The organism is Ruminococcus sp. 1001136sp1_2201st1_G3_2201SCRN_220225 (assembly GCF_040924365.1).
Taxonomy (GTDB): domain Bacteria; phylum Bacillota; class Clostridia; order Lachnospirales; family Lachnospiraceae; genus Blautia_A; species Blautia_A faecis.
In genome coordinates this window covers 1-12,671 of record NZ_JBCOME010000084.1, presented here as the reverse complement: position 1 = coordinate 12,671, position 12,671 = coordinate 1, and the positions used below count along the sequence as shown (strand labels likewise).

9 protein-coding genes and 2 pseudogenes are annotated in these 12,671 nt (G+C 44.9%); 7 read left to right on the top strand and 4 right to left on the bottom strand.

From position 1 onward, the window contains the following. Positions 1-1,596, bottom strand: a 1,596-nt coding sequence (locus tag AB5642_RS18625) for a glycoside hydrolase family 2 protein (protein ID WP_368371830.1), incomplete at its 3' end; no start/stop codon positions are given. 356 nt (positions 1,597-1,952) lie between these two features. On the opposite strand from AB5642_RS18625, the gene AB5642_RS18620 reads away from it, so the two are divergent. The 3 genes from AB5642_RS18620 (at position 1,953) to selA (ending at position 6,819) form a co-directional block, all read left to right on the top strand. Further along, positions 1,953-3,314 (top strand): MATE family efflux transporter, encoded by a 1,362-nt coding sequence (locus tag AB5642_RS18620; RefSeq protein WP_173718941.1) that lies wholly within the window; start codon positions 1,953-1,955, stop codon positions 3,312-3,314. Positions 3,315-3,374: 60 nt separating this feature from the next. Then, complete coding sequence (locus AB5642_RS18615; RefSeq protein ID WP_173718942.1) at positions 3,375-5,240, top strand: ABC-F family ATP-binding cassette domain-containing protein; 1,866 nt, start codon at positions 3,375-3,377, stop codon at positions 5,238-5,240. A 76-nt stretch (positions 5,241-5,316) separates the two neighbouring features. Next, a complete protein-coding gene (gene selA / locus AB5642_RS18610; protein WP_173718943.1) occupies positions 5,317-6,819 on the top strand; it encodes an L-seryl-tRNA(Sec) selenium transferase in 1,503 nt (500 codons plus the stop codon). A 38-nt stretch (positions 6,820-6,857) separates the two neighbouring features. Here the strand turns inward: selA and AB5642_RS18605 are convergent, their stop codons facing one another. Continuing rightward, positions 6,858-7,511, bottom strand: coding sequence for an L-rhamnose mutarotase (locus AB5642_RS18605; RefSeq protein WP_148462814.1), 654 nt, complete (start codon positions 7,509-7,511; stop codon positions 6,858-6,860). 225 nt (positions 7,512-7,736) lie between these two features. Between AB5642_RS18605 and AB5642_RS18600 the strand changes: the two are divergent. Next, positions 7,737-7,781, top strand: a pseudogene (locus AB5642_RS18600) (hypothetical protein); the annotation flags it as partial. On the opposite strand, the pseudogene AB5642_RS18595 reads toward AB5642_RS18600, so the two are convergent. Then, a pseudogene (locus AB5642_RS18595) lies at positions 7,770-7,832 on the bottom strand (hypothetical protein); the annotation flags it as partial. The pseudogenes AB5642_RS18600 and AB5642_RS18595 overlap by 12 nt on opposite strands. Here AB5642_RS18595 and AB5642_RS18590 point away from each other — a divergent pair. Continuing rightward, positions 7,823-7,933: a DUF6783 domain-containing protein gene (locus tag AB5642_RS18590; protein ID WP_308768431.1), complete on the top strand. Its 111-nt coding sequence runs from the start codon at positions 7,823-7,825 to the stop codon at positions 7,931-7,933. The pseudogene AB5642_RS18595 and the gene AB5642_RS18590 sit on opposite strands and share 10 nt — an antisense overlap. A gap of 77 nt (positions 7,934-8,010) precedes the next feature. Next, positions 8,011-9,348 carry an MATE family efflux transporter gene (locus AB5642_RS18585; RefSeq protein ID WP_148462876.1) on the top strand — a complete coding sequence of 446 codons (1,338 nt, stop codon included), beginning with the start codon at positions 8,011-8,013 and terminating at the stop codon, positions 9,346-9,348. Between the two features lie 72 nt (positions 9,349-9,420). Here the strand turns inward: AB5642_RS18585 and AB5642_RS18580 are convergent, their stop codons facing one another. Next, positions 9,421-11,856 carry a glycosyl transferase gene (locus tag AB5642_RS18580; RefSeq protein ID WP_148462813.1) on the bottom strand — a complete coding sequence of 812 codons (2,436 nt, stop codon included), beginning with the start codon at positions 11,854-11,856 and terminating at the stop codon, positions 9,421-9,423. A gap of 570 nt (positions 11,857-12,426) precedes the next feature. Between AB5642_RS18580 and AB5642_RS18575 the strand changes: the two genes are divergently transcribed. Continuing rightward, the coding region (locus tag AB5642_RS18575) for a LacI family DNA-binding transcriptional regulator (RefSeq protein ID WP_368371828.1) at positions 12,427-12,671 on the top strand (245 nt) is incomplete at its 3' end.

Below are 12,671 nucleotides of genomic sequence, written 5' to 3'. Positions count from 1 at the left end.
ATAATGGAGACTGTTAATATCACCACAGCCCTGATCAAACCATCCACTGGCAGAATCTACCAGGCGGGAAGGATCAAGCCGGTGAATAAAATCTGTGATTTTTTTGGTTGAAAACTGTCCCCATCCTTCGTTGAAAGGTATCCATGTGACGATGGAAGGATGATTATACAGCGTCCTGACCATATCCCGGATATTGTCAATGTATTCCTGACGGCCGAATACATCTGTGCGGGAGAGCAGGCGGGCGTGGAGGTCTTTTACTGGAATGCGCATCCAGTTTAATAATGTGGCCAGATAGGTGACAAACCAGTGATGGTAGGAAGAACCGCCGTTAGGCATATCCTGCCATACCAGCATTCCCATGCGGTCACAGTGGAAATACCAGCGGTCTGCTTCAATCTTGCCATGCTTGCGGAGCATATTAAAACCAAGATCTTTCATTGCACGAATATCGTAGATGAGAGCTTCATCTGAAGGTGCTGTATAAAGCCCGTCGGGCCAGTAGCCCTGATCCAGCACGCCGCTCTGAAAATATGGCTGATTGTTCAGGAAAAAGCGGGGATAGTTATCGTCAGCTATCTGTACGTCACATTTGCGGAGTGCGAAATATCCAAGAATCCGGTCTTTGCCATATTCCAGGGAATAGGGGTAAAGCCACGGCTCTTTGGGAGTCCAGGACTTCTGCATATTTTCCGGGATGGAGAGGGTAGCTTCTTTTCCGGGACGGATTGCGGCGGTAGTTATTTCATCCTGGCATAATGTATCGTTAAGTCCGTCTGCTTCGAGAAAAACAGGTGGATAAACCTTACAGATCACATTGGATGAATTCTGCCTGTCAGGTGAAAAAGCCAAAACAGTTCCCTGAGAATCTGTCTGATCCGCTGCCGTGGGACTTATATGGGCGGGAGATGCATTTTCGGCCGAGGATGCGGAGGATACGCGGATTCGCATCCGGACCAGACTATTATCCAAATCCGGGGTAACACGCACATCTCTTATGTATTCGTTTGGTACGATCTCCATCCATACAGTCTGCCATATCCCGCTCTGGGCAGTATAGAACATACCGCCGCGTTTCAGCTGCTGTTTGCCTCTGGCATGATAGGAGGTGTCACTGAAGTCATGGACACTTATTAGGATAGAGACTGTGAGATCTTCTGTGATAAAGTTTGTAATATCTGTGGTAAATGGAAGGTAGCCTCCCTTGTGATAGGCGACGAACTTTCTGTTAATGTACACACTGCAGATCTGATCTACAGCTCCAAAATGCAGAAGAAGCCGCTGACTTTCTGTATCCAGGCAGTTCTCTGGCAACTGGATGGTACGGGAATACCATAAGGTTTCATCAGGCAAAAGCTGGCGCTTTACCTGGGAAAGAGGCGCTTCCGGTGAAAAGGGCACTAAAATCTGTCCGTCAAAGGGGAAATATTCGCTTTCGTAAAATTGCCATGGAAGAATGCGGCTGTCAGTAATCAGATAGTCCCACATGCCGTTCAGATTGATCCAGTGACGGCGTACCATATCCGGACGAGGATATTCTTTCAGAGTCTGTCCCAGGGCAGCCGCTTTGCTCCAAATGGTTTCCAGATTTTTCAAATATATGTCCTCCTTAAATTTACGAAAAGTATGAAAAAATAATTATAATGATATGTCTTATTATACACGAAATATGGATGTTTGCAATTGGATTTGTGAAAACCTGTTCCGCAACATTACTGTTCACTGGTAATGTTCCGCGAGGTGTTCTTGCGAACAAAGTTCACAGAAAAAACGAGAATTTGAGCGTGAAATCTTGCGGATGCATGAGTTTTGTGTAACGCGAAGCGTGTTGCTGTAAACGAAGTGAACAGAAACACGATTGCAGGGCGTAGAATGGACAGCACATCGCAACTTACGATTGAAAAAGCAGGTGTGGTATGTTACGATAAAAAGGATTGATGGAGGGGAAAAAGATGAATAATTCACAAAACAAAAATCTGCTGACAGAAGGGTCTATCTGGAAGAAACTGATGGGATTTGCGTTCCCGCTTTTTCTGGGAAACCTGTTCCAGCAGCTGTACAATACAGCAGATTCTCTGATCGTGGGAAACTTTCTGGGAAGTGATGCACTGGCTGCGGTAAGTTCATCCGGCAGTCTTACATTTCTGCTGGTAGGATTTTTTCAGGGCCTTGCTATGGGAGCAGGCGTTATCATAGCGAGATATTTTGGCGCAAGGCAGAAGAAGGAGCTTCACAGGGCGATTCATACCACGGTGGCTTTTGGTATTCTGTGCGGTATACTTCTTACAGCTGGCGGTGTTGTGCTTGCACCGAAGATTCTGATCCTTATGAAAACACCGGCAGATATTTTGCCGAAATCCACCCTGTATTTCCAGGTATATGCCATGGGATCCCTGGGACTGGTTCTTTATAACAATTTTGTAGGCATTATGCAGGCAGTGGGAGACAGCCGTCATCCATTGTATTACCTGATTTTTTCATCGCTTTTGAATGTGGCTCTGGATATGGTTTTTGTAGGCGGATTTGGAATGGGCGTGGAGGGCGCAGCTCTTGCCACTATCATTTCCCAGTTTATGAGTGCATTTTTGTGCCTGTACCGTCTGATGAAAAAAAGCCCGGAGGAGTATACGGTTTCCCTTAGGGATGTTCGCCTGGACTCCTATATGCTGAAACAGATTGTATCCAACGGTCTTCCTGCCGGCATCCAGAACTCCGTGATCGCCATTGCAAACGTGGTAGTGCAGTCTAATATCAACAGCTTCGGCAAGCTGGCTGTTGCTGGATGCGGGGCATATTCCAAGGTTGAGGGATTTGGTTTTCTGCCTATTACCTGTTTTTCTATGGGGTTGACCACATTTATCAGTCAGAATCTGGGCGCAAAGAAATATGACAGGGCAAAAAAAGGAGCACGTATTGGTATCCTCTGCAGTATTTCGATGGCAGAGATCGTGGGAATTATTGTGTATTTTGCAAGCCCGGTATTTATTGCCGCTTTTAACAATGATCCGAAAGTGATTGCTTTCGGAGTGAAAGAGGCACATATCATTACTCTGTTCTATTTTCTGCTTGCCTTTTCCCATTGCATTGCAGGACTTATGCGCGGAGCGGGAAGAGCTACGGTGCCCATGTTTGTTATGCTGGGCTGCTGGTGCGTGATCCGTGTGACTTATATAACCATCGCTGTGAAGCTGCATCCGGTGATCCAGACTGTATTCTGGGCGTATCCGCTGACCTGGTCATTAAGCTCCATTCTGTTTTTGATTTTTTATCTGAAATCAGACTGGATCCATGGTTTTGAGAAAAAAAGAAACTGACAGAGGCGGAAAATACTGAAATAAATGCCAGTGGATGGTGAAAAAGGAGTTATGGTTTTTATGAATGTACTGAACATTGAACATGTAAGCAAGATTTTTGGAGATAAAAAGATTTTTGATGATATTTCCTATGGAATTCATGATGGGGATAAAATCGGAATCATTGGAATCAATGGAACAGGAAAAAGCACTCTGCTGAAAATCATTGCAGGGGAAGAGGAGACAGATGAGGGACAGGTGATTTCCCAGAATGGCCTTCGTATCACCTATCTGCCTCAGATGCCGGATTTTCCAAAAGGTGCCATTGTACAGGACTATGTGGCTGATGGGAAATGGCAGAAGGACTGGAGCACGGAAAGTGAGGCCAGAAATATTTTGAATAAGCTGGGGATTACAGAACATGATGTCCCTGTGGAGCAGCTTTCCGGTGGACAGAAGAAGCGTGTCGCTCTGGCCAGAACTCTGGTAAACCCTTCTGATGTGCTGATTCTGGATGAGCCTACCAACCATCTGGATAACGAGATGGTAACCTGGCTGGAGGATTATCTGAACCGCTTTAAAGGCGTTGTGATCATGGTTACGCATGATCGTTATTTCCTTGACAAAGTTACCAATAAAATTCTGGAGATCAGTCATGGAAAAGTATATTCCTATGATGCCAATTATTCAGGATTTCTGGAATTAAAAGCACAAAGAGAAGAGATGGAGCTGGCTTCTGAGAGAAAGAGACAGAGCATTCTCCGTATGGAGATGGAATGGGCTAAGCGTGGCTGCCGTGCAAGAAGCACCAAGCAGCGCGCCCGGCTGGAGCGTCTGGAAGCGTTAAAAAATAGCAAGGCGCCTGTTCAGGAGACGGATGTGCAGATGGACTCTGTAGAGACCAGAATGGGGAAAAAGACAGTAGAGCTTCATCACATTTCCAAAAGCTATGGCGATAAGGTGATCCTGGAGGATTTTGACTATATTGTGCTGAGAAACCAGAGACTTGGAATTATCGGGCCAAATGGATGCGGAAAATCCACCTTGATCCGTATTATTGACGGAATGGTGGAACCGGATTCCGGTACCGTGGAGATCGGAGAGACGATCCGGATCGGTTACTTTGCCCAGGAAGTGCCGGACATGGATGGTAACCAGCGGGTGATTGATTATATCCGTGATGTGGCAGAGTTTATTCCTACCCGTGATGGAAAGATCAGTGCATCTATGATGCTGGAGCGTTTTCTTTTTGATTCTGCAATGCAGTATACACCGGTAGCCAAGCTGTCAGGAGGAGAGAAGAGACGTCTGTATCTCCTGAAGGTACTGATGGAGGCGCCCAATGTACTTCTTCTGGATGAGCCAAGTAATGATCTGGACATTCCGACACTGACAATTCTCGAAGATTATCTTTCTACATTTTCCGGAATTGTGATCACGGTATCTCACGACCGTTATTTCCTGGATGACGTGGTGGATCGCATTTTTGCCTTTGAAGGGAATGGAAAACTGACCCAGTATGAGGGTGGTTATACAGATTATGCGGAGGCGAAAGCGCGGAAATATGGGGTTGGAAGCAGTGAAATTGGTGCCGGGGCCGGCAGCAGTTTGTCGGATAAAGCAGCTTCCGGAAATAACAGTACAGAGGATGAAGGGAAAAAACCTACCAGAAAAGACTGGAAGCAGGGTCAGAAGTCTGAAAAACTGAAATTTACTTATAAAGAAGAACGGGAATATGCTGTTATTGATGAGGATATAGCCAGACTTGAAGAGAAAATTGCCAGGCTGGAGAATGATATGATGGCAAATGCCACCAATTCCGTGAAACTTCGTGAAATCATGGCAGATAAAGAGGCGGCGGAGAAGCAGCTGGAAGAGAAAATGGATCGCTGGGTGTATCTGAATGATCTGGCGGAGCAGATTGAGGCACAGAAAAATAATGGATAAAGGTGACAGGAAGCTGCATGCTTCGAAAGTCCATAAAGAAAAAGAAAAGGAAAGCTTTCTGAACAGGAGAAAGGAATTGTTTCGCAGACTACCCAAGATTGACAGGCTTATGGGAATGGAACTGACGAAAGAACTGACTGAACAGTATGGGCATCGTGCAGTACTGGAAGCTGCCAGAAAGGTGGAAGAGCAGCTGCGGGGTGCCATCCGTCAGCAGATTTTGGCGGAAGAAAAGCCAGCTGTGTTCCTGGATACATCCGGACTATCAGACCAGAAGGATGGCTTACCAGTAAAGCTGTCTGATCGGAAAGCTTTGTCTGAGACAACATTAGATTATACAGAGTATGTTTTGCAGGAAATGAAGAGACTGCTTGCGTGCAGAAGCCAGAGGCAGATGCAGCGGGTGATCAATGCTACCGGTGTGATCCTTCACACAAATCTGGGAAGAGCGCCCCTTGGGGACAGACTTGTGTCTGAGCTTGTACCTTTGATGACCGGATATACCAATCTGGAAATGAATCTGGAAAATGGGAAGAGAGGAAGCAGATATGATCATTTTGCTGAAAATCTCTGTAAGCTGACAGGGGCTGAGGCTGCCATTGCAGTGAATAATAACGCGGCAGCAGTGCTGCTCATGCTGACGGCGCTGGCATCTGGAGGAGAAACAGTGGTTTCCAGAGGAGAACTTGTGGAGATTGGAGGGAAGTTTCGGATTCCGGATGTATGCAGTCAGAGTGGAACAATGCTTGTGGAAGTGGGGACTACCAACCGGACTTATCTGGAGGATTACGAAAATGCAGTGACAGAGAATACAGCTGCCTTTCTGAAAGTGCATACCAGCAACTATCAGATTACCGGTTTTACCCATGAAGCAGAGCTTGCGGAACTTGCAGAAACAGCACATAACCGCGGAATTCCCCTTCTGGTGGATCTTGGAAGCGGAAGCCTTGTGGATATTGCCTTTTATGGAATCGAGCCTGAAAAGACCGTACAGGAGCTTTTGAAGAAAGGCGCAGATATTGTATCTTTCAGTGGCGATAAACTTCTGGGCGGGCCACAGGCGGGAATATTGGCAGGACGTAAAGATTTGATCGAAAAGATTTCCCGGCATCCTCTCATGCGGGCGCTGCGGATCGATAAGTTTACAGCTGCGGCGCTGGATAAGACGGTAAGTATTTATCTGGATGAAGGTCAGCTGGAGAAAGAGATTCCGGTTTATGATATGATGAGTCGAAGTGCAGAAAAACTTAAGCGGAATGCATTATGGCTTATGGGTGAATTGTTGTTCGAAGATTCTGCATATGAACTTGCAGTAACCTCTACACGAAATCCTGTTGGCGGTGGTACTACACCTGGAAAAACACTGCCTGGAGCTGCATTGCAGATAAGAAGCCTGAATGGAAAAGGACTTTCCGCACAGGAAATCAGTGACTGCTTACGGAAAATGGATACTCCGGTTATTGGTCATATTGTAGACGACTGGGTCTATCTGGAAATGCGGACCATAAGGACTGACGAAGAATTGGAGGTTCTCAGAAAAGAATTGAAATATGATCTGTACAAGAAAAACCCTCAATGACCTTTGAAAATCATTGAGGGTTTTGGAGCATTATGATTCTATTTCCCCATATGCCATGCCAGTCTTACACTTGCAGAGTGGACTGTTCCTGTGAGCCAGTCGCAGTCATTGGTGATCCAGTCCATGATGCCAAGCTGGCGGGTTTCCCAGGCAACGGTAGCTTCATGGGCTTCTGGTGTTTCCTCAGTCTCCATAGTGGTATCGATTTCGTCATAGCCGAAAATATATCCGCCTGCGCTCCAGATGCTGAAGTTGCTGTCAGGACCCGGGTCAATTCTGCCCTCTCTTGCGGCAACCAGTCCGTCATGTCTTGCCTTATATTCTTCCTCGCAATCAGGTTTCAGTCTGGTCATGAACATTCTGTGGCGGATCAGCTCTTTGTTTTCGCGGACAATACCGAAATTGTGGTACATCAGACGCATGTTTTCGCCAGGGGTGGAGATCCAGGTGAAGGTGTGGTCAATTCTGGAAGTGAGAGCCTGGATGCTGGCTTTTTTCTCTTCTGAAAATTCGTTGTTTTCGTCTGTTTCGTAATATCCGAAAATCAGGGAATCACAGTTCCAGATGCTGAAGTTATGTACCTTTTCCTGATCCAGAAATGCAGTCAGATCTGGCCAGATCTCTCCTAATATCTGGCGGTAGTCATTTTTTTTTCCTTTTTTGATTTCCATAGCAAAGCTGTGTCTTTCCATAAGAAAAATCCTCCGTTTTATAAAAATAAGATATTGTGTATATCTGGTGTTTCTGTTTTGAATCCTGTTGGATAAATATCAATCGAAAAAAAGGACAGATTTACTGCTCACGGAACGTTACCAGTAAACAGTAATAAGGATAGCATAATTTCTCAGATAAATCCACCCTTATATTGACATTCGGCATGTACTTATATACAATAAGAGGACTGGCCTGGAGCAGGTTTGAAAAATCATTCCCGCAATCTGCACGCCTTGCTTTGCGGTATATTTTGCCTGAATTTCGTCTGCGTAGCCCGCTGTGATGCCCCATTCGGACAAAATTTCCTACAAATTGTGATGCTCATCTTGCAGAAAGTCTTTTTCAAACACGCTCTAAAAAAGAGGGCGACAGAACAAAAGGGTTACTGGTCACGGAGTGAACAGTAAACGAAAAGGTTTAATTACAGAAGAGAGGGGATTGTTTTTGGAAAAAGAAGTAAAAGTTCAGGAAAATAAAATGGGTGTGATGCCAGTGGCAAAGCTTCTGCTCACCATGTCTGTACCGATGATGATTTCCATGCTTGTCCAGGCACTTTATAATATTGTGGACAGTATGTTTGTGGCGAGATTAAGTGAGAGTGCACTTACTGCAGTTTCACTTGCGTTTCCGGTGCAGAACCTGATGATTGCAGTGGGAACCGGTACTGGTGTTGGTATCAATGCGCTGGTGTCGCGCTCTCTTGGAGAGAAAAAGCAGGAATATGCCAATAGTGCTGCAAATAACGGTATTTATCTTGCGATTTTCAGCTTTATTGGATTTGCAATTGTTTGTGGATTTTTTGCACCTGCTTTTTTCAGGGTGCAGACTACGGATCCGCAGATCATGGAATATGGTGTGGATTATGTCAGAGTGATCGGAATTATGTCCTTCGGCCTGTTTATCCAGCTGACCTGTGAGAAGCTTCTGCAGTCTACAGGGAAAACGATTTATTCCATGGCAACACAGCTTCTTGGCGCTATTATCAATATTATTCTGGATCCAATCATGATTTTTGGTTTATTTGGATTTCCAAGAATGGAAGTAACAGGAGCAGCTCTTGCCACTGTTACCGGCCAGATCATTGCAGCAATTGCAGGTGTGATCGTGAATATGAAGCTGAATAAAGAGCTTCATATTTCTCTTGTGAAATATAAGATTTCCGGTGATGTGATCCGCAGCATTTACAGCGTAGGTTTCCCATCTATTATTATGGCTTCTGTTGGTTCTGTTATGACATTCGGAATGAATAAGATCCTGATGGGCTTTACTTCCACTGCAACGGCGGTATTTGGCGTGTATTTCAAGCTTCAGAGCTTTATTTTTATGCCAGTGTTTGGACTGAATAATGGAATGGTTCCCATTGTTGCTTACAACTATGGTGCCAGAAAACCGAAGCGTATTACGAAAGCAATTAAGCTGAGTATTATTTACGGAGTATGTATTATGCTTGCTGGTTTCGCTGTATTCCAGCTGTTCCCGGGAAGCCTTCTGGGAATTTTCAGCGCCTCTGACGATATGATGGCAATCGGTATCCCGGCACTTCGTACCATCAGCCTCAGCTTTCTGATCGCAGGATTTTCTGTGGTTGCATCTTCTGTGTTTCAGGCATTGGGACATGGCTTTTTAAGCCTTGCGGTGTCTGTGCTGCGTCAGCTGGTAGTGCTACTTCCGGCTGCATTTATCCTGTCAAAAGCAGGTGGCCTTGGAGCCTGCTGGTGGTCCTTTCCCATTGCAGAGGTGTTCTCGGGAGTGATCTGCTTTGTGTTTATACGATATGCGTATAAGAAAGAAATTCATCCGCTTTACGAGAAATAAAACAGATAGGAAAACAAGAGCCCTCGGAATTTCGGTTCCGGGGGCTCTTGCTAAAATTAGTAATATTTATTTTTATTCCATATGCACTGTCACATGATACTCTGTCTTTCCATCCTCAACAGGTACCACATTTCCATCCACATGCCTGCCATCAACCTCCAGGTAAGCTACACCCTTTTCTACATTATTCGGGTTCTTAACGTCGAAGTAATAGGTGGCACCGCGGAAGCGGCGGGTGAGGGTGAAGTCACCGAAGCCCTCCGGAATACACGGATCAATGGAAAGTCCATCATAGGATGGCTGTACACCCAGAATTGCCTGGGAGAGGTTCACGAAAGTCCATGCAGCTGTTCCGGTAAGCCAGCTGTTTTTCGCTTCGCCATGGCGGGCTGCATCCCGTCCTGCGATCATCTGGGAATAGACATAAGGCTCTGTGCGATGGATTTCGCTAATGTTTTCAATATAAGACGGGCAGGTCTTTTTATAAATTTCAAAAGCACGGTTTCCTCTTCCGATAACGGTTTCGGCAATGGAAATCCATGGATTGTTATGGCAGAAGATTCCGGCATTTTCTTTGTATCCCGGAGGGTAGGAAGAAATTTCACCAAGGTTCAGGTAATATCTGGTGTAAGCCGGCTGGTGAAGCATAATACCATATTTGGTGTCCAGGCGCTCTTTTACAGAATCAAGAGCTTTTTTTGCCAGGCCTTCTTTTACACCAATGCCGGCAATGATACAGAAGCCCTGCGGCTCAATGAAAATCTGCCCCTCTTTGCATTCGTGGGAGCCAACCTTCTGAGAGGTGGCGTCATAAGCACGAAGGAACCATTCTCCATCCCAGCCAGCGTCAAGGACTGCCTGGTACATTTCTTCAACAGCTTTCTGTGCGATAGCAGCGTCCTCTTCTTTTCCAACACGTCTGCAGATCTCTGCAAACTCATTTCCGTATTTTACATACATACCTGCAATAAATACAGATTCTGCAACTGGTCCCTCAGATGGTCCTGTGGTCTGGAAGGATTCACCAGGTTCATTGGAAAAGCAGTTCAGGTTCAGACAGTCATTCCAGTCAGCACGTCCGATGAGAGGGAGCTTGTGTGGTCCAAGATGGGTGCGGCTGTATTCGAAGGAACGGCGAAGATGCTCAAAAAGAGGAGCTGCTTTTTCCATATGGCAGTCAAAAGCAACCATTTCATCCAGAATGGAATAATCTCCAGTTTCCTTTAAGTAAGCGGCCACAGCAGCAATCAGCCACAGCGGGTCATCGTTAAATCCGCTTCCGATATCCAGGTTACCTTGCTTGGTAAGCGGCTGGTACTGATGATAAGCACTTCCATCTTCGAACTGGGTAGCTGCAATGTCAAGGATTCGTTCTCTTGCACGCTCCGGGATCAGATGTACAAATCCAAGAAGATCCTGGCAGGAATCACGGAAGCCCATTCCACGGCCGGTTCCGGATTCATAGTAAGAAGCGGAACGGGACATGTTAAAGGTTACCATACACTGGTACTGGTTCCAGATATTTGCCATACGGTTTACGTGAGGATCCTTACTCTCTACATGATAGCGGGAGAGAAGATCATCCCAGTAAGTATTCAGGATGGCGAAAGCTTCATTTACCTGTTCGGAAGTTTCGAATTTCTCCATGATCTTCTTAGCAGGCTCTTTTTTGATCACGTTTAAAGCTTCCCATTTGTCGTCTTTTGGGTTTTCACAATAGCCGAGAAGGAAAACATATTCTTTTTCTTCACCAGGTGCCAGGGAAACATTGATCTGCTGGCTGGCAATGGGATACCATCCGCTGGCAACAGAATTGTGGCTCTTGCCTTCCTCTACAACGATTGGAGCATTATTGCCGCGGCCAAGTCCTAAGAACTCATCACGGCTGGTGTCAAAACCGTCTACAGGAGTATTTACAGTGAAAAAGCTGTAGTGATTGCGTCGTTCGCGGTATTCGGTCTTATGGTAAATGGTGCTGCCGATGATCTCAACTTCACCGGTGCTTAAGTTTCGCTGGTAGTTGGTCATGTCGTCAACGGCATTCCAGAGGCAGAACTCTACATATGAAAATAACGAAATCTCTTTCGCTTTATCTGAATTGTTTCGCAGAGTCAGTTTGTTGATCTCGCAGGCTGTGTCAACAGGGACGAATGCAAGAAGATCAGCTGCCAGGCCGTTTTTCTCACCGTGGAAACGGCTATAGCCAAGTCCATGGCGGCACTCATAAACATCAAGAGGAGTGCGGGTTGGCATTGCACCTGGATTCCATACGGTATCTCCATCTTTGATATAGTAGTATTTTCCGTTGGAATCTACCGGGATATTATTGTAGCGGTAACGAGTGATACGGAGCAGCTTTGCATCTTTATAGAAGCTATAGCCGCCGCAGGTGTTGGAAATCAGTGTGAAGAAATCCTGGGAGCCAAGGTAATTGATCCATGGCAACGGGGTATCTGGTGTTGTAATAACATATTCTTTATTGACGTCATCAAAATGTCCGAAATTCATAGTGGATCTCCTTTGATAAATTTTATTCTTGCTGAATTCTTTCTAATTGGTTGATTGCTATTCGTGATTTACATCAGGGTGCATTATTTTAATTTTCGAAGCTGCATAGTGATCTGCGCTTATATAAGTAATAATGTTTTGCAAATGCAATGAGTAGTTTCGAAAAAATCAATTGGATTGAATTGTGAGATAATTAACACACGAAAACGAATAAGTAAAGGCAATAAGAAATAAAAGTAAAGAATAATGGTATATATTTGTCCTTAGTATAATAGAAAGACTGATTAAAAGCAACATAAAAATTACAGTAATAATTAAATCTATTATATATTACAAATCAGAGATTTAAAACACGAAACTTTTCGCGAAAACATTTCGAAAAGAGCTCTTATTCACGATTAAATTGTTAAAAACACAAATATCCAAATTGTGCAATAGGTAGAATGACGTGAAAACGCACAAAAAACGCCAGAAACCACTTGATTTTTTGTGCACTAGGGGGTACTATAAGCTTACGAAAACGATTTAGAGATGACAGGAAAGAAAAACAGGAAAGAATGAGGCAAGCATATGGTTTCCATGAAAGAAATCGCAAAACAATGTAATGTCTCAGTCGCCACTGTCAGTAAAGCATTAAATGGTTACTCCGATATCGGAGAAGAAACAAAAAACTACATATTAAGAACGGCTTCAGAGATGGGATATCTTCCCAACTCATCGGCAAGAGCTTTGAAGACGAAGCGAACCTTTAATCTGGGAGTTTTATTTGTGGACGAGGCCCGAAGCGGTCTCACACATGATTACTTCAACAGAGT

Bases quoted from the DNA above. Each gene is read 5' to 3' on its own strand.
- AB5642_RS18580 (WP_148462813.1), bottom strand. From the start codon at position 11,856: ATGAATTTCGGACATTTTGATGACGTCAATAAAGAATATGTTATTACA.
- AB5642_RS18620 (WP_173718941.1), top strand. From the start codon at position 1,953: ATGAATAATTCACAAAACAAAAATCTGCTGACAGAAGGGTCTATCTGG.
- AB5642_RS18605 (WP_148462814.1), bottom strand. From the start codon at position 7,511: ATGGAAAGACACAGCTTTGCTATGGAAATCAAAAAAGGAAAAAAAAAT.
- AB5642_RS18615 (WP_173718942.1), top strand. From the start codon at position 3,375: ATGAATGTACTGAACATTGAACATGTAAGCAAGATTTTTGGAGATAAA.
- AB5642_RS18585 (WP_148462876.1), top strand. From the start codon at position 8,011: ATGGGTGTGATGCCAGTGGCAAAGCTTCTGCTCACCATGTCTGTACCG.